18 protein-coding genes and 2 tRNA genes are annotated in these 21,866 nt (G+C 53.6%); 4 read left to right on the top strand and 16 right to left on the bottom strand.

Annotated features, from left to right (window positions below):
- Positions 1-103 precede the first annotated feature (103 nt).
- Genes ABC395_RS00085 through ABC395_RS00110 form a run of 6 tightly spaced genes read right to left on the bottom strand, consistent with a single transcriptional unit; the run spans position 104 to position 6,218 of the window.
- The gene (locus ABC395_RS00085; protein ID WP_413000076.1) at positions 104-946 is read right to left on the bottom strand and encodes an ATP-binding cassette domain-containing protein; all 843 of its coding nucleotides are present in this window, start codon (positions 944-946) and stop codon (positions 104-106) included.
- Positions 943-1,779, bottom strand: coding sequence for a hypothetical protein (locus tag ABC395_RS00090; RefSeq protein ID WP_413000077.1), 837 nt, complete (start codon positions 1,777-1,779; stop codon positions 943-945). The genes ABC395_RS00085 and ABC395_RS00090 overlap by 4 nt, the downstream gene beginning before the upstream one ends.
- Positions 1,772-2,389 carry an RNA polymerase sigma factor gene (locus tag ABC395_RS00095; RefSeq protein WP_413000078.1) on the bottom strand — a complete coding sequence of 206 codons (618 nt, stop codon included), beginning with the start codon at positions 2,387-2,389 and terminating at the stop codon, positions 1,772-1,774. Before ABC395_RS00095 ends, ABC395_RS00090 begins: the two co-directional genes overlap by 8 nt.
- A gap of 43 nt (positions 2,390-2,432) precedes the next feature.
- On the bottom strand, positions 2,433-3,149 hold the full coding sequence (locus tag ABC395_RS00100) for a hypothetical protein (RefSeq protein WP_413000079.1): 717 nt from the start codon (positions 3,147-3,149) through the stop codon (positions 2,433-2,435).
- Positions 3,146-5,356, bottom strand: a complete 2,211-nt coding sequence (locus ABC395_RS00105) for a hypothetical protein (RefSeq protein WP_413000080.1) — start codon at positions 5,354-5,356, stop codon at positions 3,146-3,148. The genes ABC395_RS00100 and ABC395_RS00105 overlap by 4 nt, the downstream gene beginning before the upstream one ends.
- Positions 5,349-6,218, bottom strand: a complete 870-nt coding sequence (locus ABC395_RS00110; protein WP_413000081.1) for an ABC transporter ATP-binding protein — start codon at positions 6,216-6,218, stop codon at positions 5,349-5,351. The genes ABC395_RS00105 and ABC395_RS00110 overlap by 8 nt, the downstream gene beginning before the upstream one ends.
- Before the next feature lie 189 nt (positions 6,219-6,407).
- On the opposite strand from ABC395_RS00110, the gene ABC395_RS00115 reads away from it, so the two are divergent.
- From ABC395_RS00115 to ABC395_RS00130, 4 genes are all read left to right on the top strand, one after another.
- Positions 6,408-6,484, top strand: a tRNA-Pro gene (locus ABC395_RS00115).
- Between the two features lie 218 nt (positions 6,485-6,702).
- Positions 6,703-8,208, top strand: a complete 1,506-nt coding sequence (locus tag ABC395_RS00120) for a CAP domain-containing protein (protein WP_413000082.1) — start codon at positions 6,703-6,705, stop codon at positions 8,206-8,208.
- Positions 8,209-8,443: 235 nt separating this feature from the next.
- The gene (locus ABC395_RS00125) at positions 8,444-10,432 is read left to right on the top strand and encodes an FAD-dependent oxidoreductase (protein ID WP_413000083.1); all 1,989 of its coding nucleotides are present in this window, start codon (positions 8,444-8,446) and stop codon (positions 10,430-10,432) included.
- A 314-nt stretch (positions 10,433-10,746) separates the two neighbouring features.
- Positions 10,747-12,783, top strand: a complete 2,037-nt coding sequence (locus ABC395_RS00130; RefSeq protein ID WP_413000084.1) for a sensor domain-containing protein — start codon at positions 10,747-10,749, stop codon at positions 12,781-12,783.
- Between the two features lie 93 nt (positions 12,784-12,876).
- Here the strand turns inward: ABC395_RS00130 and ABC395_RS00135 are convergent, their stop codons facing one another.
- From ABC395_RS00135 to alr, 10 genes are all read right to left on the bottom strand, one after another.
- Positions 12,877-14,106 carry a phenylacetate--CoA ligase family protein gene (locus ABC395_RS00135; protein ID WP_413000085.1) on the bottom strand — a complete coding sequence of 410 codons (1,230 nt, stop codon included), beginning with the start codon at positions 14,104-14,106 and terminating at the stop codon, positions 12,877-12,879.
- Positions 14,107-14,172: 66 nt separating this feature from the next.
- Complete coding sequence (locus tag ABC395_RS00140; protein WP_413000086.1) at positions 14,173-14,967, bottom strand: 3-dehydroquinate synthase II domain-containing protein; 795 nt, start codon at positions 14,965-14,967, stop codon at positions 14,173-14,175.
- Entirely contained in the window at positions 14,936-15,460 is a 525-nt protein-coding gene (locus tag ABC395_RS00145) for a hypothetical protein (protein ID WP_413000087.1), read from the bottom strand. The genes ABC395_RS00140 and ABC395_RS00145 overlap by 32 nt, the downstream gene beginning before the upstream one ends.
- A gap of 18 nt (positions 15,461-15,478) precedes the next feature.
- Entirely contained in the window at positions 15,479-15,760 is a 282-nt protein-coding gene (locus tag ABC395_RS00150; RefSeq protein ID WP_413000088.1) for an acyl-CoA synthetase family protein, read from the bottom strand.
- Positions 15,753-16,829 (bottom strand): phenylacetate--CoA ligase family protein, encoded by a 1,077-nt coding sequence (locus ABC395_RS00155; protein WP_413000089.1) that lies wholly within the window; start codon positions 16,827-16,829, stop codon positions 15,753-15,755. Before ABC395_RS00155 ends, ABC395_RS00150 begins: the two co-directional genes overlap by 8 nt.
- A 27-nt stretch (positions 16,830-16,856) precedes the next feature.
- On the bottom strand, positions 16,857-17,618 hold the full coding sequence (locus ABC395_RS00160) for an amidohydrolase family protein (RefSeq protein WP_413000090.1): 762 nt from the start codon (positions 17,616-17,618) through the stop codon (positions 16,857-16,859).
- The gene (locus ABC395_RS00165; protein WP_413000091.1) at positions 17,615-18,496 is read right to left on the bottom strand and encodes a class I fructose-bisphosphate aldolase; all 882 of its coding nucleotides are present in this window, start codon (positions 18,494-18,496) and stop codon (positions 17,615-17,617) included. Before ABC395_RS00165 ends, ABC395_RS00160 begins: the two co-directional genes overlap by 4 nt.
- 770 nt (positions 18,497-19,266) lie before the next feature.
- Positions 19,267-19,340 (bottom strand) — tRNA-Arg (locus ABC395_RS00170).
- An 82-nt stretch (positions 19,341-19,422) separates the two neighbouring features.
- Positions 19,423-19,965 (bottom strand): tRNA adenosine(34) deaminase TadA, encoded by a 543-nt coding sequence (gene tadA / locus ABC395_RS00175; RefSeq protein ID WP_413000092.1) that lies wholly within the window; start codon positions 19,963-19,965, stop codon positions 19,423-19,425.
- 640 nt (positions 19,966-20,605) lie between these two features.
- The gene (gene alr, locus ABC395_RS00180) at positions 20,606-21,808 is read right to left on the bottom strand and encodes an alanine racemase (RefSeq protein WP_413000093.1); all 1,203 of its coding nucleotides are present in this window, start codon (positions 21,806-21,808) and stop codon (positions 20,606-20,608) included.
- Between the last annotated feature and the right edge of the window lie 58 nt (positions 21,809-21,866).

Raw genomic sequence — 21,866 nt, forward strand, 5'->3', positions numbered from 1 at the left:
AGACGAAGCGATTCCATTCGAGTTCTGCACTTCCGGCAAAAATATTTTTCCAGGCACAAAAAAACCGCCAACCGGGCAAGCCAAAGGCGGAATTGATCAAGATTCAAAGCAAGCCCCGGGAGCGGATAAAATACGCGTCCTCGGTTGTCAACGGGACTTGGATAAAACCCGCCGCGGGACATTCGCGGCTGAATACCCGCCACTCGGTATGGTCTCCAACGAGCTTTCGGATCATTACGTAAGCTTCGTCGAAGAGGGGGGCGTCCGCATGATGAAGCACCCCCTGCCAAACCCCGAGAGGTACTTGTCTCCACGCTTCGGGCGTTCCGTAAAATTCCGGCTTGCCGGCGTTCAGCCACAGAAGCTGATCGGCTTCCTGCCATTCGTTCAGCTCATGGGCCGCGATTAGCACGATACTGCTGCGGGCATGCCGGTACAGGATGCGGATGACGGTTTTGCGCTCGATGGAATCGAGGTAGTTAAGAGGCTCATCCAACAGCAGATAGCGCGGAGATCCGAGCAGCGCCTGGCCGATTGCCAGCCGCTGCTTCATTCCTTGAGAAAGCGACCCGATCCGCTTCCGTTTGACGTCTTCCAGATGCAGCTCGCGCAGCAGTTGTTCTCCTTGAGCAGGATCGGCTCCTTTAAGGAGGCACATGTAATTCATCAGCCGGATGGGCGTCATATCCTCATGAAGTTCCACATCCGTCGGCACATAACCGATCCGGCTGCGGATTTGGGGAAGCTGCTCTTTGACGGTCCCCTCCACATAGCTGATTTCCCCTCCGTCGGGAAAATCGGCGGTAGCCAGCAGGCGGAGCAGGGTAGACTTGCCGGCTCCGTTCTTTCCTACGAGCAGGATCAGGCCCGGAGCAAGGGTCAGCCGGTCCACATGGAGCCGGATATGACCTTCGTAGAGCCGGATGAGCTGATTAACGCGGATCATGCGGACCGCCATCCCTGCACGCTTGTCAGCCGCAGGCTTTTCCGGTAAGCCGACAAAAGAAGAAGAACACCCGCCGCGATAAGCACTGCCTGAAGAATCAGCGCCCAGTTCCAGACCGGTCCGGTCAGTTCCCGGCGTAGCCACTCTTCCATGAACAGTTCTACCCCCCAGCCTATAACAGCGGCTATTATGGCCGAAAGCATGCCGCGTTTCATCATAAAATACCCGGTTAAGCCCGTTACGAGCAGAAGCGGAGCTATCCAGTCGAAAAGAAACGGAACCGTTATCCACGATCTTGAATAGCTCATCGTTGCAAACGTATAAAGAGAGCCGATGAGGCCCAGCACCGCATTCGTAGCGAGCAGGACGATCAGACGGCTGAACATGAGAAGCGCGGGGGGATAGGGCGTAACACTCTCGATCATGCGCATCCCTTCGTTCCAGCTTCGGTACTGATACAGAAAACCGCATACGAGCAAAAGCGGGAAAGCCAGCGAATAAGACGAGCGGCCCGGCAGGGAGCCTGCTATGGTGTAGGGCGAGTTAAGCAGCAGCAGCATGGCAAAGAGCAGCATACTAAGCAGCCAGAACCACTTGTTGTACATAAAAAGCTGATGGCGGCAAAGCTTCCACAAAGACGGCCGCAGGTCGGCAGAATATTCAGGCGCGTCTGTGCCCGTACTTTTCTCATGAAAGGCATCGAATTGGCTTTGCAGTCTGCTGAGCAGCTTGGCAGTGTCTATACGGTCAGGCGTCTTAACCAGGTATCCGTTCAGCAGGGAGGCGACATCTTTCTCCAACCGGTCAAGCTCTTTATCGTCAGGTTCATACATAAGGGGTTCCCTCCTTGGTCGATTTGCCGTGATTTTCTTTTCGCCCGCCGGTGGTGTCCGTTAAGCTTCCGGCTTTGGAGCCGAGCAGAGCTTTAAGTTTACGAAGGCCGCTGTAAAGATGGGTCTTCGTCGTACTCAGCGGGATTTGCAGAACCTCTGTAATCTCCTGAAGCTTCAGATCATGAAAGAAACGGAGTATGACGATTTCCTTCTGGACTTCAGGGAGGGAGCGAAGGGCCCCGATAATTTCTTTGCGTGCTTCCTGCCGCTCATAGATTTCTACAACGGAAGGCTGAAAATCCTGCGCTTCGGGCGGTTCGGCCGTTAATTGCTGTTCGTTTTTGTAAGCAAGGCTCTTCCAGTAATCCCGGCATAGATTTAAGGCTACCCGGTACATCCAGGGTCGGATGTGATCGGGGATGATTTGTTTCTGCAGTTGTTTGAGCAGACGCACGAATACTTCCTGGACCATATCCTCCGCCTTGCGGGGATCGTGCAAAGTCCGTTCGAGATAATGCTGAAGCGGGGCATGATAGCGGTGTACAAAAGCCTCGAATGCGGCTTGATCGCCCCGGGCCATAGCTTGGACCAGCTCTTCATCCGTAAGCATGGCTCTCCTCCTTTCTCCGGTTCCGTTTGTGCGGCCGGCTGTATTATTCTTCTTCGTAGACAATCCAGCGGCAGCGGTCCCGAACCGTGTAAATCATGAACGCGGATAAAATCAGCGCAGCACACAGCAGCGCGAGCCGGTTCGGAAGAAAAAGATCCGGGATCTCTTTAGCCTGCTCCTGGAGATGGACTGTATAAATGGTGAAGTAAGGAAGCCAGCTTCCATGTGAAAGGACATCGAGCATCCAGCAGGCAAGCCCCGCGAACAGCCCGGCATAGAGCTTCTTGACCGTCAGCATAACTGTAACGGTAAGTGCGGAGATAAACAGCAGGGCCGGAAGCATCTGCATGAGAAGCGGCATAAAGCCGTTTAACGTACGTATGTGAGGCTGACCGGCAGGGCTGTAGGGAAAAACCAGCGTTGTTACGGCCCCGAATTTTGCCTGATAGGCCGTAAACCATAAAGCTTGATAGCCTGCGCAGACGGCAAGCAGGATCAGCCCTTTACGAACCGGCATCCACGCCGGGGACAAGGGGAAAGCCGCGTAAATTTCCATGGGCCCGCCAAGCTCGCGATGAAACAGCGCGGCACAAAGCATGACAACCAGCGGATAGAAGGCAAGCTCCCCGTAAAACAGCGCGTTGCCCGGGAGTTCCGGATCCGAGTTCCACATAGCGAATCCCAGCATAAGCACATAAAGGAGGGGGAACAAGCCCCACATACTTTTAAACCCTTTGAGGTCGTGCAGCCAAAGGCTCATGAGCCGAACACCTTTGCCCACTCCAGGTCCCAATCATCGAGCGTGACTACCGGATACCGGAAAGGAGCTTCGGGAGCGCTGAGGCCTTTTTTGTAGAAATAGGCAAGCACTCTCTTCACTTCCTCCGCTTTTCCCGCATCCAGCGCTTCCCGGACTTGAAGGAGGATCGAATTCTTGATCCGCTGGCCGAGGCCCCGGTCTCCAGTCATCCGATCCTTCGGAAGAAACTGGTCCGAGAATTGAACGCTTCTGATTTGCTCCTCCGTAAGCTGAAGCCCGTCCCTGTAGTACAGATATAAGAATGCGGAGCGGATTTCCATAAAAATGGAAGGTTTGACGGACTCGTCCGTGCTGCCGTTCGCATCTCTGGAAACTTCAGCGTAGCTGCTCTGGTAGGAATCATCCCCGAAAAGGAGAGCGTAAGTGGTTCGAATGCGCTGATAATCGTCCAGGTTATGATTTTTCGATTCGTTGATATAATAGCTGCTCCCCGCAACCGCCGACTGACGGCTGTCCGGAGAAATCAGATTTCCGTAAGACAGGTACACGATGTTACGCACGGCGCTTAGATTTGTCTGCAGAAGTGCTTCATAATAAGCTTTCATCCTCAGGATATCTTTCCAGAAAAGGTCGGCTTCCAGCCGGTTGCCCGGAGTTGTCTGCAGTTTAAGGCTGCCCTTGGCGTCGCTGAACTGAATAAGATTTCCCGCTAAGAAGGTCAGGTGCTTTATACCCTTCTGCTCAAAATGCTGAATGCCCGCGGAGCCTTGTTTTTCCGTAATAGAACCGTATATGGGGGTAGAAAACCCTTTAAAAGTGACATCAAAATCGGCCGGCTGCGACAAAGGCTGCGGTCCGCCGTAGAACAGCTCATTTTTGTGTTCATCGGTAAGGTAGAGCGGTCCGTTATTAGGTAAAGGATACCAGGCTGCCGAGTTGGGCAGGTACAAATAAGGGTCCTTTACGAATGAGATAATCTGCTCCCCCTGCCGCGGTCCGTATGTCCAGTTCAAGCCTTTACTAGTATAGAGGAAGGTAAGAATCTGGCTGCTTTTGGAAAAGTCGAAATAACGGCTCTCGACGGAAATCAAATTGCCGCCGCGCTTAAAGGGCACAGGCTGATTATCAAGCAGCAATTGTTCCACGTGAAAATAATCGTGCAAGGTAAACGAAACGGCGCCTTGCGGCAGATCGGCTGGGCGGAGCGATACTTCTACAGTGGCCTGGAGCCCATCCGAAGAAACAGGAGCCAGTTCCATTTTGTAAGAAGAGACGGCAAACTGGGTAACCGAGCGCTGATTATAGACCGATTCTGTGGGAGCATTCCCGAGCTGATCCCGATAGGCTGCAAAATGCGGAGTCCAGAACTTCATATAGGTGTAATAAGAGCCCGCGGACAGGAAGGTAAAAAGAATCAGGGCCGCCGCCCATCTCCCGCGTGTTCCGCTCGGACGGACCCATTTCAGTATGGTAACGCAAACGGTAAGCAGAACCAGGGTGAAACTGAGCACAAACCATCTGGCCAGCCAAGTTTCCCGTTCTTTTATCCACGGACCCCATGCTTCATTGGCATAGAAGGAATCCAGCGTCATCCCGCTGAGATGAAACGGCTTCAGTACCCGCAGTTCCAGAATTCCGAGACGTTCGATAATAAATTGATCGATAAAAAACGTGCCGAAAACCCAGGCGCAGAAGCCGATCAGATATACGATCCGGTTACGGATAGTGATGGCCAGAAGCATGGCCAAGGCAAGAGTCACCATATAAGACCACTCGTACTGGATCGCAAAAAAAGTGAGCTCCTGAACCATAACAGGTCTGCTGATGCCGTAGTGAAGGGCAAAATACACGTAAACGACCGCCATAGACGCGGTAAACAAGGAAAGATAGAGAAGACCGGCCGCATACTTTACGCTGAAAAGAACCGCGGGAGAGACGGGAAGTCCTGCCGTCCACTCGTAGGCGGTTTTGGCGGTATCCCTGCGGATAAGGAGAATACCGAGCAGCATGGCCGCCCCCAAAGTCAGCGTGTGCTTGACCTTATGAAAGTCATAGACATACAAATAAAGATCCTGCGATACGGGAGGAGCGATGCCCGAGAGGGAGTAGACCATCCAGGCTCCGAACAGGAGCGGAAGGACCAGAAGAACGGGATTGCTGCGCAGCAGCCGCAGTTCCAGAGAGAAAGCGCGCAGCCACCTATTCACGACGGCCACCTCCGATCAGTGCGAGGTAGCCGTCCTCCAGCGTAGGCTTCACGGGAGCGGGATTGCCCGCCGGCGGTTCCGCGGCAACGATGCGGCAGAGCATGCCGTGGCCGGTCCGGCGGGCGGTTACGACCTGATGAGGCTCATAGGCCGCAAATTCCCGTTCGCTCAGCTCCGCTTCCCAGACCATGCCCTCGGCGCACTCCTGCAGGCCGGAGAGACTGCCCGCGAAGGCGACGCGGCCCCGGTGCAGCACCGCTACCCGGCTGCAGTTGCTCTCGATGTCCGCGACGATATGCGTGGACAGCAGCACTGTCCGGCTCAAGCTGGAGCGGTTCAGGAGATTGCGGAAGCGGACCCTCTCCTCGGGATCGAGTCCCGCCGTGGGCTCATCCACGATGAGCACCCTGGGGTCCCCGAGGAGAGCCTGCGCAATCCCCAGCCGCTGTTTCATGCCGCCGGAGAAGGTTTTGATCTTGGCGCCCGCCTTCTCGGTCAGATTGACCTGGCCCAGTATCTCGCCGATCCGGGATTTGCGTTCGCGGGCGCTTTTGATGCCTTTCATGACGGCCACATAGTCCAGAAATTCGTAGGCTGTAAGCTGCGGGTAGAGATGAAAATATTGGGGGAGGTAGCCCGTGATTTTGCGGATATGCTCGGCATCCGACAGCAGGTTCAAACCTCCCACGCGCACCATACCCTCCGTAGGCTCAAGCAGCGTGGACAAAATACGCATGAGCGTCGTTTTGCCGGCCCCGTTCGGTCCGAGCAGGCCGAACATTTCCTGCCCGATCTCAAGATTTATCCCGGTGAGAGCCGGCTGGTTTTTATATTTTTTAGATAAGTTACGGATCTCGATCATGCGGATCTTCCTTTATGAAGGTGGTTTACTTTACGCATATGTACTCTTTCAACGATAAGAGAGGTAAAATAGTTTGGACGGATGAACGATTGCCGGCTTTTAACGGAGTATTTTACAAAAGAGAAGTATTGCTCTCCCTTGCCGGTGTGCTATAATATTTAGTATCGAATTGATCTATTTCCGAGTAATCGAGACGTGGCTCAGCTTGGTAGAGCGCTTGCTTCGGGAGCAAGAGGTCGCAGGTTCAAATCCTGTCGTCTCGACCATCCGTTTATCCCCTGATCAGGCTTATTTTCCGATACGTATACGTAACAGACCGCCGAGAGGCGGTCTTTTTAGTATGCCGGGAAAAGGCATGCCGACCCGCCCCATGAAGAAAAAACTTCTTCAATCGCCAAAATCTATCAAATTATCAATTTACCCCGCCCCCATCATTCGCTAGAATAGAAGTGCGGCATCATAATTCCGATCAAGGAGTGAGGGTATGAGAACTAGAACAGGCAAAATATTGATCGGCGGTTTATTGACGGCAGCCCTGCTGGCTACAGGACTTGGCGGTAACGGCTACAAGGCTGCTGCGGCGTCTCAAACGGCGGCCCCTTCCTATAAAGCGGCTTTTAAGGACACCAAGGGACACTGGGCCGAAGAAACGATCCGCTGGGCGTATGAGCACAAGATGACGGACGGCTACGCCGACGGTACGTTCCGGCCGGATAAGGCCGTTACCGAGCCGGAGTTTCTGGCACTTCTGCTGCGCGCCTATAACAAAGTGGGATCCGGAACGCCGGCAGGCTCGCAATGGTTCGATCCCTATTATACCAAAGCCGCCGTTTATTCTTGGCCCGTGCTTAAAAATACAACGTCCCCCTATTTGCGGGGCGATGCCGCCAGATTGATTGCGGCTACGCAGGGCAATTTGCTTTCGACCAAAGAGGCGGTCCAGCGGTTGCTGGATCAAGGGTTGTCTCAAGGCAAAACGGACGGAAGCGAGAACGGTTTCCGTCCCGACGACGCTTTAACCCGTGCGGAGGCGCTGAAGTTCCTCCAAAATCTTTTGGGCGTGCAGAGTGACCTCGTTGCGGTCGCTTATACCCCAAACCCTAATAATTCAGACGGTGCCGGCAATGCCGGCACTACAAATACGGGCAGTCTGGCGGATCGGCATTTTGCCATCGAGGGTGCCGCCGTAGGCGACACGGAAGCCGATCTCGTCAAACGGCTGGGCCAACCCGTCCGTAAAGATACGGGCGGCGGCGGACTGACCTGGTACATCTATAACAACAAAGACTATCAGCATTATCTGCAGGCCGGTATTAAGGACGGTCAAGTTGCCGCGTTGTATACGGTTACCGGAAATTGGACGGATGCGAACGGAATTACGCCGGCTATGAACGAGGAGGCGGTCCGCCAGAAAATGTCGGGGGCCAAAGCCGTTGGCGGCTCGGATAAAGGTGCGGTTTCGTTCGAATCGGGCGGGTTGAACGTCAGTTTCTACTTCGATGCGAACGATAGCGGGAAGCTGATCGGCATGCTCGTCCAGGATACGTCCATGTCCGCCGCAAAAAGCAGCTCGGGCACCTTATCCACGCGTAGTGACGATCAGCGGACCGCCTACGAGAAGCAGACGTTCGACCTTACGAATGCGATCCGTGTCCGTCACGGCAAGTCGCCGTTCGTCTGGGACGAGCCCATCGCCTCGACAGCCCGAAAGCACAGCGAAGATATGGCCGTGAACGGGTATTTCGATCATACAAATAAGCAGGGACTCTCTCCTTTCGACCGGATGGAGAAGGACGGGCTGAAGTACCGCAGTGCGGCGGAGAACATCGCGGCCGGATACTCGGGACCGATTGAAGTGGTGAACGGCTGGATGAATTCCACGGGACACCGCAAGAACATAATGGGCGATACAACCCGCTTGGGCGTCGGAGTTTACTTCGGCGGTTCCATGAACGTATATTACACACAAAACTTTTATACACCGAGATAATGTAATGTGCATCTCATCTCCTGCGGGAAAATCCGTGGAGCGACGGGTTCCTGGAAAGGAGCCCGTTTTTTGCGGAAGGGCATGCTGCGCCTCGGTCGGACACAACGGGGGTTCGCTTGGGGCCCTGCCAAATGAAACCTATCCCCGCCAAACTTCGTCTAAATAGGAGACTTATCGACGGATTGTTTGCTTGGAAAAAGAGGGGAACCTATTTCGCAGAAGGATGAGGTTGAAGATGACGCAAACGACGGATTCGAGAAAAAAAGAGAGTCAATCAAGCACTTATCCCCGTAAGGGAATGGGATTAATAAGCGCTTTTTCTTTTCTGGTGCTGATCAGCTTAAGCTGGTGGGCCTGGTCGGCCTGGAAAGGAACGGATACGGTCACTCCCGGCCAGTCCCAGTCCGTCAAGAAATTGGCCTCGGTTAAAGCGCCCGAATCCGAATACGACGTGATCGTCGCGGGAACGGACCCGGAAGGCATCGCCGCGGCCGTATCGGCGGCCCGCAACGGACAGAAGACGCTTCTCGTGGAAAATCGCGGCCGGAATGTTCTGGGCGGCTTATTCACCGAAGGCTGGCTCAACAGCCTGGACAACAGCTTCGCGCCTGACGGAGAAGGCAAATCCGACGCTTCCAAGTTTCTCAATGAGGGAATTTTCCTGGAATGGCGCAAGAAAATCGAAGGGACTTCATTTGACGTCACAACGGCAGCCAACGCGTTCTATGATCTGGTGCGGAAGGAGAAGAAAATCGACCTCCTGATGCGGGCCAAAAGCTTTACGCCAATGATGGACGGATCGCAGACCGTAACGGGACTAAGCATCACGACGGCCGACGGAAAAGAGCACAAAGTAAGCGCGCGGTCCGTCATCGATGCCACTCAGGACGGAGATGTGGCAGCGGCCGCCGGGGCGCCTTTTACAATCGGACGGCAGGATCTCGGGGATGATAAATCGCTCATGGCCGTTACGCTGGTTTTCCGTTTAAAAGGAATGACGGAAGAACTCTGGCAGCAGATGAAAAAGAACGGCGAAAACGACCCGCATCTGCTCCGGGGTATGGGCGCCGATGCGATGAGCGGCTGGGGGTACTCGGCCATGTGGGACTACAAATCGACGAACCCCGAGCGGGTTCGCATGCGCGGCTTGAATATCGGCCGGCAGAACGACGGCTCGATTCTGATCAACGCACTGCAAATATTCGGGGTAAATCCGCTGGACCCGGCTTCCGTCAAGGAAGGAATGGAAATCGGCCGTGCCGAGCTTCCGCATGTTCTGGATTACATGAAAAAAGAATTTCCGGAATTCGGGCCTCTCCAACTGGACGGTTCGGCTCCCGAACTGTACGTCCGGGAAACGCGCCATATGATCGGCGAATACCGGCTTACCATGGCAGATGCGCTGGATAACCGCGACCAGTGGGACAAGATTGCCTACGGCTCCTACAACATCGATATCCAAAGCACGGACGCCAAGTATCGCGGGGATATCGTATTGAAGCCGATCCAGTATGCCGTTCCTTTCCGGGCACTGGTTCCTCAGAAAATAAACGGGCTGCTGGTGGTCGGACGCTCGGCGAGCTTCGATTCGCTGCCCCACGGGTCTGCCCGGACCGTTCCGGTCGGGATGGCATCGGGCCAAGCGGCGGGTGCGGCGGCTGCGGTAGCGGCCAAGAACAAAGTCAGCTTCCGGGAGCTTTCCTTGTCGAAGCCGATGGTCACCGAACTACAGGAGACCCTGGTGAAGCAGGGAGTGCGGCTGGAGCCTTATAAATTCGAGGCGCCATCGTATACGAAACACAAAGCTTATGAAGGCTTGAAGGCGGCAGTAAGTCTCGGCATCGCCGCCGGCGGCGAGAAGAACGAATTCCAGCTGGACGAGCCGTCTAACCCGCGGCGGTTCGCGAACCATTTTAACACGATGAAGACGGTGCTGGGCCGGACCTATCCCAAAGCGATAAACGGCAGTGCCGATGCGGCGGTCAAAGGATTGACCAAACCCGGTGATATTGCCTTGACGTGGGATCAGGCCGCCTGGACCATCTCCCAAGCGGTAGGTGCAAAAGTAAGACGGAGCGAGTCGGCGGCTTATGTGCTGGAGCAGAAGCTGATCGATCCCGCGACTTACGAAGCGATCGGGAACAAATCGAAGCTGACCAACGGGGATGCTTATATGCTGCTGCGCGACGTGCTTAAAGCACAAGCCGGGGTCGTTTACCGGTAGTGGGAATACAGCGAAAACGAAATGAGCCTTGTTTGGAACCGGTCGTCCTCTGCGGCCGGTTTTATTCTTTTACAAAAATAAATTTATACTAAAACAAGAGAAATGTATCCCTTTAGTCTAGTAGATATCTGCTATAATGATAATAATTGGTAAATGTATGAAGATTATAATTCCATAAGAAAGTGAGCACTTGAATGAGGCAGCTGCGGTCTAGTCCCGTATATCGGCACATTATGCGAAATGGCAAGGCTTATTTATTAACGCTTCTTGTACTCACTATCGTGAACAACTTGTTCTCGGTCGGACAGGACCACATGATTAAAGTGTTTATATTCCTGACGACCATTCTATCCGCCGTATTCTTGAGAAAATCAGTCGTGCTGCAACATATCCTCGCTTCGATAGCCTATATTACCTTGTTTACTCTGCTACACAACATCGATTATTTCAAACTTCCTTCCATCATGTACACTCTGCTGCTGCTCTATGCTTTCCTGCTTCCGGGTTTGTGGGTGCCGACCATTGTAGGAGCGGGCTTCCTGCTTTTTCTACTTACTTATTCAAGTACGGTCCAGTTCGATTACCTCCGGGCCAATCTTGTCGGTGTCGTATTTAACACGGTCGTTTATGCCGCTTTAAGCTATTTCTTCAGGCAAATGATCATAGAACGCGACCGGCTTAAAGAAAGCGAGAACCGCTACCGGAGTCTGATCGAGATATGTCCGGAGCCGATTGTGGTCCAGCAGAAGGGCAAGCTCGTCTATGCCAATCCGGCTGCCGTCCAATCCCTGGGTGCGGAAGACGTGAATAAACTTTTGGGGCGGTCGGCCTTGAGGTTTCTCCATGCGGAATCCCGCAAGAATGCCCTGGAGCATGTGAACGAAGTTTTGGAAAAAGGGGTCTCCGCCCGCATGGAGCAGAGGTATGTCCGTCTGGACGGACAGGTAAGAAGCTGCGAACTGGTACTCGTGGCAACCAATTACGGGGGCAAGCCCGCGTGTATGAGCATCGGCAAGGATATTACGGAGCGCAAGAAAGCCGAGGAAAAGATAAATCATATGGCTTACCATGACACTTTGACGGGACTGCCCAACCGCAGTTACCTTAACGAGTGTCTGTATATGGCGATCGAAAGAGCGGGACAGACGGGATCGCAATTGGCGGTGCTTTTTCTGGATCTGGACCGGTTTAAAAATATTAACGATACCGTCGGTCATATATACGGGGATCTGCTGTTAAGACAGGTGGCCGAACGGCTGCAGGCGTGTCTGGGACCGTCCGATACCGTATTCAGGCACAGCGGAGACGAATTCGTCATTTTGCTTGAAGGGGTGACGGAGGACGGGGTCCGTGTCCAGGCGCAGGCGGTGCTGGATCAGTTTAAACAGCCTTTCCAGCTGCACGGGCACGAGGTCTATACGACGACGAGCATCGGGATCAGTATTTACCCTCAGGACGGTATGGACCGTGATGTACTGATCAAACATGCGGATATGGCGATGTACCTGTCCAAAGAAAACGGGAAAAACAATTACCAGTTTTACCGCGTTCATAACAACCGGCTGGCCCGCAAGCTAAAGTTGGAGAATGGGCTGCGCAGAGCGCTTGAGAAGCAGTTGTTCACTCTTCACTATCAGCCGCAAATTAACCTGGCCAATGGTGAAATTGTAGGGATGGAAGCCTTGATCCGCTGGATGGACCCGGAACTGGGGGTGGTCACGCCGGGAGAATTCATTCCGATCGCCGAGGAGACGGGGCTTATCGTGCCTATCGGCAAATGGGTGCTTCACACAGCTTGTCACCAGTACCAACAGTGGAGAGAAGCGGGGCTGCCGGAAATCCGCCTGGCCGTCAACATCTCCGTAAGGCAATTCAAGGATAAGCAGCTCGTCTCAACGATCCAGAGCGTCCTCGAAGAATTCGATATGGACCCCGGTCATCTGGAGCTCGAAATTACCGAAAGCATTATGCAGAATCTGGACCAGTCTCTTGTGATCTTGACCGCACTGAAGAAGATCGGCGTCAAAATTTCGATCGATGATTTCGGCACGGGTTATTCCTCCCTCTTCTTATTGGATAAGCTGCCTATCGACCATATTAAGATCGACCGTACTTTCATAGAAGAAATTACGTTCAATGCCAACACGGAAGCTATTGTCCGGACGATCATCGATATGGGCCGGCATTTAAATTTCCAGCTTATCGGAGAAGGCATCGAGCATGAGAGACAGATTCATTTTCTTCAGGAACACCAATGCACGATCGGTCAAGGCTTTTTTATCAGCCCGCCTTTGTCCAGCGAGAAGGCTGGAGAGCTTTTAAGCAGAAGGCAGCCGTTCGTTCAAGTCTGACGGCTTTTCTACAAAGATCAACAAACCCCCGGCCAAGTAAGGCACGGGGGTTTTGCTTGATTCTATCGGGATAAACGCTGAACGTTACGACGGTTAAAGCACAACTTCAGCCGGCTTTACAATATAAAGCGGCTTGGTGCTGACCTGGCGCTCAAGCAGCAGACGGCGGTCGAACAAGGTTCCCGGTTCGCTCGGTTCCACCACAACCGGAAGCTGAAGCTGTTCGGCGAGAATAGTCGCAAAGAGCGGGAGCACTCCGGCGTCTTTGCCCTGCCATTCGAACGTAAAGTGAAGCCCGTTCTGTGCGGGCGATACTTTCCAGGCATCGGGCAGATCGGGCAGCGAATACACGGCGTTATGAATGTCCGCCGGTTCCAATATCCGGCCGGACACCTCCAGCCTGTCATGCAGCCGTCCGTAATGGGTAAGCCTGTGTCCGCCTCTTCCGCACGGACAGTTGACTTCTTCGAGGGAAATCACATCTCCGTTTAAATAACGGAGAAGAGGAGACCCCTCGTGGGTCAGCGTTGTGATGACGGCAAGGCCTTTGCCGCCGCCGGGTTCAACTGCCGCCGACAGGTCTTCCTGCAGCACCTCGACGAAGAAATCTTTTTCGGCCACATGCAGAACGCCGTGCTCGCACATCGCCGCTATGTTGGCCGTTTCCGTGGAGCCGTACAGGTTGTATACCGGTACGCCCCATAGCTCTTCGATATGCTTGCGGCGCGGCTCGGCAAGAAGTTCCCCCGCGACGCCGATGGCCCGAAGATAGGGAAAGTCTTCCCGGCAGCGAAATCCATGCAGCCGGGCGGTTTCCGCCAGTATTTCCATCTCGCGGGGAAGCCCCGTCATCACCGTCACGTTCAGCTTGCGCAGCAGTTCAATGATGCGCGGATAAGGCGTCATCGTATTCCGGCTGCTGGCCGGAAGCACGCATGCGCCCGCCTGCCGCGCGGCCTGCTGAACCAGGTGAGCCGGGAGGGAGAGAGCGTAAGGGAACCGGTTAAGCAGCCGGTCCCCGGGTTTAAGGCGCAGGCCGGAGTCGCCGATCTGACGGCCGCCCGCTTCCAGGTCCCGGACTGTGTACCAGGCCGAGGCCGGAAGACCGGTCGTCCCGAACGTTTCGAAGTATTGGCAGACTTCCTCCGGAGGCACCGCCAGCAGATTCCAGGGACCGGCTTCGCGGAGCTGGTCTTTGGTCGTCAGCGGCAATTCCCCTATCCGGGAAATATCTCTGATTTCCCTTTCCTCCGCCGAAAGATGCTGTCTGTAGAAAGGTGATTGTTCCAATCGCTCCATAAGGGCGGTAAATTTCTCGGACACAGGTTGTTCCCCCTCAAATGGGTATGAGATCTTGCAGGTTCGAAGGATGTAGACCTGAAGAACGCGTTACTGCTCGATAATCAGCTCGTCGACCTTCACACCGACATGCCTGCCGGGGTCCATCGTATAACCCAGCACCTGATCGCCCGGCTTCAATGTCGTAATGTTGATCGGCTGTCCCTCCGTGCCGAATACGCGCACGTGCCAGTCCTCCTGCATAATGACGTTAAGAGTTGTCCCGTCTTCCGCCTGGGCTTCGATATAGAGCAGGGGACGCCGCTCGATTTTCACGCGGCCGACCGAAACGCGTCTCGCTTTGCCTGATGTGCTGACGACGAGGACTTCCATACCCGATCGCAGATCGGACAAGTACCAGGTCCGGTTATCCGGTGCCAGCACGTAGGTGTGCAGACTGCCCGCATTGATGCGGAAAGGTCTTGTCGGCATGTAGGGAAGCGGATGGGTCTCGCTGCAGGCAAGAATACCCCCGCAGGAAAAAGAGCCGAGCAGCACGCCTTCATCGAGGCCGAGATAGCTCGTCAGGTCGATGCAGGCGCGGTCGCCCATGCCGATGTGCTCCGTCCGTGTGATGGTCAGTTTCTGGAGCGGCTGGCCGCCTTTTTGGCCCGTTGAAGTGATGACTTCGCCTACCGCGTATACTTGGCCAAGATCGCCAGACGCGATCAGCACTCCATCGGCCCCGCACTCGAGCACGCCGAAAACGACTTTTGCCTCGACATCGTCGCGTACTTTCATGACTACCTCGGTGCCGAAATTCTGGGCGTCCGCCAAAACAATTTCAAGCGGAATTTTGGTGTCGTCGCGAAATTCAACGATAAGCAGGGACACTTCGTGGGTCATTGCTACAGCGAGACTGCAGAGACTCAGGGTCCGTTACATTTACACTCGTGCCTATCTTACAGGTGATGGTTTCACGGTTGCGTCTGAACCAACTGCTGCCGATCACCGACGGTTCCAAAACCAGAATATCGTAGGTTTCGTTTAAAGCTGTCAGCTTATCGGGTGAAGGAGTGCCTTGGACATAGGTGATTTTATCCAAATTGGGAGGAAGCTGCTTCACCTGCTGCTCATTGGCCACGACACCGGTAAATTTCTGGTGGGGCATAGCTTGTACGATGGCGCCCCATTGCTCCGGTGCGGTCAAAGCACTGATATCGAACCACGCGTACTTGCTGCGTACGGACGCGATAGGTTTAGTTTTGGCCTGATTGAGGCTGGAAACGGGAACGGCTGCGCCGTTTGTTTTTGCTTCAGCAGGTTTTCCGGTCGGCGGGTTGGAATCATCGGATGATTTCGTATTGGTTTCAGGCGTTTCTTTCAGCACTTTACTCATTTCGCAGATCTCCTCTTGTTATAGTCGAATAACCCGGCGGGCTTTTCCCGCGTCACGTTCCACGTAATCGACGATTTGCACGTCGCAGGATTGCCGGATACTCGCTTCGATACGCAGTTTTATCTCCTTTGAAAGCCCCGCTCGGTCTACGCTGGAGTCACAAGTTTCGACGAGTACGGAAAGCTCCCCGTTCGCAACGATAAATTGATACCAATTGCCTGTGCCGCTGATTTGCAGAAGCTGCTGTTCAAGATAAAGGGGAGAAAAATCCCCGCTGTTGAGGGTGAGCTGATCACCCATACGTCCTCTCAGGCTGCAAACGGCGCAGACGGCAGCCGCAAGGGCAGGGGCCTTCCTCAATGTAGCCGAGGTCTCCCGTTTTGTACCGGATTACGGGCATACCGTCACGCATCAGGGTAGTGAGAACGACTTCGCCGACGATTCCGGGAGCTTGGGGCTCTCCCGTAACGGGATGAATGATTTCGGTATAGGTGTGGCCTTCGGCCAAATGGTAACCTTGGTGCTCCAGGCATTCGATCCCGATCAGACCTACCTCAAGCGAACCGTACCAGGTTGTCACGGGGGAGTTCCAGATCCGTTCGATCCGTTCGCGAAGAGCGGGTGAAGCGCCTTCACCGGTCAAAAACAGATGCTGCAGGTTGAAATCCCGATGAAGGTCCATTCCTAATTTTTGCGCATGTTCAGCCAGGGTCACGGCGTAGGAAGGAGCAATAATCAAGGTTTGCATACCCCAGGCCAGCATGCACTCAAGGGCCTTGTCGGGTTGGGAGTAAGCTCCCCCTTTGCCGACGGGCAGTACGCAGCAGTCCTGCATGTATTGGAACACCCGGTGAAAGGAAAGTCCGGACGAGCTCATTTCGTAAGGTAAGGCGTTTCCGACTACGGTATTTCGCGTGTTCTGCATAAGGGATGGGTAGCGGGGAGCCGTATCCAGCCGGTAAAGATCATTCAAAGTGTGGCCGATAAAGATCGGCTTGCCTCCGGTCGTACCGGTCGAAGTATGGATATGTGCCAGATCAGGCGCGCAAATGATGCAGCGGGGATCGCTGCGCAAGTCTTCCTTGGTCAGGAAAGGCAGTTTGGCAAATAAAGCGGGAGTGGAAGCCTCTTCCGGAGTCAGGCCGGCCATATCCATACGCTGTTTGTAAAATTCATTGGTTTCATACACAAATTGAAGCAAGCTGCGTAAGGCTCTCCGGTGATAAGCATCCACTTCCGCCTGACTCAGGTTCTCTACCGACGTTCCGCGTTCGGTCAGGCTGTTAAGCCACCGGACGTGCGGCTCGAACCGGTCCCCCGCTTTTTGTCCGGACATCAATTCCATTTGGCTTCTTGCTGTTACGGCCACGTGCTTTCCCTCCTTATACGGCGAATATTATAGTCTGAGCAAGCGTGAAATCGTATGATGCAAAATCGTTTCTTTATCCGCATCGGAGATAGGGAGACGGTCGATTTTGACCTTCTCTACGAATGGGTCCGACAAGGGAAACTCGGAACCGAACATAAGCTTGTCGGGACCCGCCAGTTTAACTGCCGTCTGGATCGACAGCGGATTGCCTGTGGACGTTTCCAGGTAAACATTTCCCCTTCGGGCGGCTAATTCGATGGCGTCTATGTCGAGCGGGCCGAAACCCATATGGCCGATAACGAAATTAGTACCGGGAAAAGCTTCGGCAAGCGAACCCAGTGCGGCCGTATTGGCTCTTGCTTGGATAACTAGGTGCGTATAGAAGGGGATTCCATAATCCCCGCACAGGGCGGCAAGTTCTTTAACGACGTCTCCCATAAGCGTAACCTCATGGACTAGAGGCGACATTTTGAGTCCCTTGAATCCGTCGCGGCATGCCTTCTCCAGAGAAGCCAGAGCGGCCGGAGCCCCGTCGTTCGGATTAATACAGCAGATTCCGTAAAATTTATCCGGATATTCACGAATGATCTCCAGTACGGTATCGTTAGGCGGATCCGTCAGGATCGGCTTCTCCTCGCCGGTGACATACCGGGTCATTCGTCTAACGTCCAGCATGCCGCCCGGCACCAGGACGGCTTTGTCTATACCCGCCGCCTTCATATCGTCCAGCAGTCGTTCAGGGCTGCTGTAATCCTGCCTCGATATGTGGGCGTGGCTGTCAATGATCATGCGTATTCCTCCCAAGGGTCAAATTGAGCGGCGGCGCTGTCGGGGTCCGTCTGCTTCGTGATAAGCGGCATACGGGAGGCGGCGGCCAAATAGGTCTCGTAAGCTTCCTCCGCGCTGCAGTCCCTATGAACAAGGTCTCCTAGTGCACGGCACATATCATCGGGACGGGAATCTTCGAAAAGATTCCGGCCTATGCAGAGGCCTTTACCGCCGGCATCGAGCATATCCCTGATCCCCCGGAAAAAAGCGAGCTTGTCGCCGACCGAGCTGCCTCCTGCCATCAGAACGGGGATGGTAAAAGCAGCTACGGCTTCAGCCGCTCTCTGCGGAGTAGCCGGCGTTTGAACTTTAACGAGGTCCGCGCCGAGTTCTCCGGCAATACGGACCGCATGAGCTATTTTATTGGTCGCCGCCCTCTCCGAAAGATCTTCTTCGGGTACGTTCATCATAGCCAGGACCGGAAGGCCCCAGGCATAAGCCTCATCACAGATAAGGCCGAGATCGCGCAGCATTTCATGTTCCTGAGTAACACCCAGATTAATATGTACGGAAAGACCGATAGCTCCGATTTGCAAGCCGTGGCGGACGGTCGATACGATCTGTTTGCGTGACACATCCGGTGACATTTGAGTCGAAGCCGAGAGATGAAGAATGAATTCGGTTCCCCATGGCGATTCGCTGCTTTCAAGGGCACGGCGGATGGCTCCCTTATGGGCAATGATTGCCTGCAGACGGAAGCGGTTGGCCATGCGCAGCAAGTCAGGCATGGAGGAGATACCGTTAAGTGGTCCGTAGGTGGTGCCGTGATCTACCGGAAGCATGAAAGAGCGGCCGGATTTCGGATGAAAAATCTTTGAAAGACGCAGCAATTTACTCATACATAGATCTCCTTTCCGATGGATGCAAAATAAGAAAGAACCCTATTTTCAGAACCGCGCGAAAATAGAAGTGATACCGGACAGGCTAAAAGCACAAAGCTAGTACCGATTGCCGCTAATTGTTGTGGATGTTTCTAGGAGCGAGGATTCTCAAAAATCGTTCTTTCGTCACAGTACGAATAATTCGGAAGATAGGGGCGTTAAGAGGATGTAGGCCGATAGACGCGAAATGGATGAAATGTAAATAGATACCTAAAAATCCATAACGATCTCTTCAACTATGATTTTACTTTTTTAGACAAAAAAAGTAAATTAAAATTTGGTTAAATTGCTCAAAAACTTTTAAATTAAGTTTTAGTATTTAATCCGGCCCGGTTTGTCTTTTCAGCAGGGAAAGAAGATAAGCGGGAAGAAGCATGAGTTCGGAAACCCTGATTGGAGTAAGGGGAGGAAGGGAGAAAAAACGCTAATCAAGGGTCAATTCCACTACAAGTGAAGGGAGAGAAGGTAAAGACGGTTGAAGAAATATTTTTAATCTCGGTTAAAATTTGTAATAAATTGTAAAAATAATTTGTCGGGTAGAGGAAAGAAGCATTGGGAATTGGGGGATGCAATTGTCGGAAGCGGGGTGGATTCGCGTTATACTTCTACTTCGGCAGAGGCAGATGGATGTGTACTTAAGGCAAACAACAAGTATGATCGTGCAATAGGTATGCGAACCCAAAAAGAAAAAACCCTTGCGGCACAAGGGTTTGAGAGTCGATATGGAACGCGCCCGAGAGGATTCGAACCTCCGACCTGCAGTTTAGGAAACTGTCGCTCTATCCTGCTGAGCTACGGGCGCATATAAATTCCGTTATTCAGTATACCACAGAATGGTTTGAGGGAGGAAGAATCTCCACGTCAAAACCTTGGAGGTTGTCCGGTTACTCCTCTGCCCGAATCGCTTTCTTCGCTTCTTTGGCCCGGCGGCGCAGTTCCCGGAAGAACTCGGTCAACTGGGAGGCGCACTCGGGCTGCAGCACCCCGCTGATCACGTCGACGCAGTGGTTGAAGCGTTCTTCCTGCAGCAGGTTCATCAGCGTTCCGGCACAGCCCGCTTTGGGATCGGGCGTGCCGTAAATTACCTGCGGAACGCGTGACTGGACGATGGCGCCCGCGCACATCGGACACGGCTCCAGCGTGACATAGAGCCTGCAGTCGAGAAGCCGCCAGGCACCCAGCTTTTCGCTGGCTTCGCGTATCGCGATAATCTCCGCATGAGCGATAGGATCGAGCGAGGTTTCGCGCAAATTATGGCCGCGTCCGATGATCTCGCCGCCGCGGACAACAACGGCCCCGATGGGAACTTCCATCAGCGCTTTTGCTTTATCCGCTTCCAGCATGGCTTCGCGCATCCACTTTTCGTGTTCGGCTTGTATAGGATCATGAGGACCGTGGGGTTCATGGTCAAATTGTGAGGTTTCCATAAAGTTGTTTCTGCTCCTTGTCCGGCGTATCGCGCATAATTGTCGGCCCTAAAATGAGGTTATGCCCCGAACGTTTATTCCTTTGTTAACATGTTGTGGATAAAATTGTGGACAACTCCAATCATTTTACCTGAGAAGTGTATCTTAGTCTATCCAAAATAGACGAGGTAAGCAAATGATTCACATTTCTGAAAGAAATAAATAAACAGGATGCGTTAGAAATACCTTATAGAAGGAGAAAGGTGAACTTGCGCAAACCCGCATGAATACTGAGGAAAATTCAGTTTAGTCGTAAAATTCAGAAAATTCAAACATAAGCCTAAAGAGCGATTTTCTTCGGATTAGGTAGGGTATGAATAATCAAACATTACCCACAAGTGGATAACGGTTTTAAGCAAATCTTTGTTAACAACTTGTGGATAACGGTGTTGACAAGCGATAAATCTGTGGATATTGTGTGACTAACTTATTGAATATACCATGGCTGGACCACGAAAAAAAGAACCCGTTCCCTTAAGAAGGGGAACGGGTTTTTGCGACGGGAGTATAAGCGGTCCCCGGAAAAGCAGGGAAGGAAGCGTCGGCGCTATCGGGCCTCATCGGCTTCGTGATAAGCGGCATCCGGTTTCTATTTTCCTATCTATCGGGATGAAGAATCCTCGGCAGGAAGTTCACCAATCAACTTGTTGACGGATGCCACCGGCTTCCCGTGGTGCAGATAGACTCTGGGAACCCGTTTTCCGATCAGGCAAACGACTTCATAATTGATGGTACCCATCAGCCCGGCGAGTTCGTCAACAGGCAGAAACGCGTCCTTGGACTGACCGAAAATCGTCACGGCATCGCCTTCTTTGGCATTCGTTACATCCGTTATATCCAGCATCGTCTGGTCCATGCAGACCCTTCCGGCGATTCTGACACGGTTTCCGTGCAAGAGCAGGTCTGCCCGGTTGGAAAGGGAACCTGAGAGTCCGTCGGCATATCCCGCCGGGATAGTGCCGATTCGGGAAGGGCGTTCCGCAATAAAGGTACAGCCGTAGCTTACGGGCGTACCGGTTTCAACTTCCTTCACCTGAACGAGCCGGGACTTGAACTGCATCGCCGGCTGCAGCGCGTGAGTATCCTGTGCGAAGGAGGGGGAAGGCGGCAGGCCGTACAAGCTGATTCCGACGCGGACCATATCCAGATGCATGTCGGAATACTGCATGGTCCCGGCACTATTGCAGCAGTGGCGCAGCGGGACGGTGATCCCTTCATCCGAAAGGTAACGGAGAATGTCCGTAAACCGACGGAACTGCTCGCGGGTGTAGGTATCATCCGGACTGTCTGCGGCCGCGAAGTGCGTAAAAACTCCTTCAAGCACTATACCCGGCGTTTGAAGGGCTTGACGGGCGAGGCTTAAAGCTTCTTCCTTCGTTCTTACGCCGATCCGCGTCATGCCGGTATCTACCTTGAGATGAATGCGCGCAGGCATTTGGGACGACACCGCGGCGGCTCCGGCAGCCTCCAGCACGTCGGTCGTAAAGACGGTGAGCGTTATGTCTGCTTCAAGGGCCTTCTTGACCGAACGGGGAGGCGTATAGCCCAGGACAAGCACCGGCTCCGAGATACCGGCCGCACGCAGCTCCAAAGCCTCATCCAGCAGAGCGACACCGAGGTACTCCGCACCCGCACGCAGAGCGGCACGTGCTGTTTCGTAAGCGCCGTGACCGTAACCGTCGGCTTTGACGACCGCCATCAGCTTGCAGCCCTGCCGCAGATTTTTTTTGAACGTTTGTGCATTGTGTTCGATCGCGTCTAGCGAAATTTCCGCCCATGTATCGCGGTAACTGGCAGGATGCATGCAGAATTCGCCTCCAAAACATTATAACGATAGGTTACCCGAAAAGAGGTAAATCCCC

This window comes from Paenibacillus canaveralius (genome assembly GCF_047238265.1).
In the GTDB taxonomy this organism is placed as follows: Bacteria; Bacillota; Bacilli; order Paenibacillales; family NBRC-103111; genus Paenibacillus_F.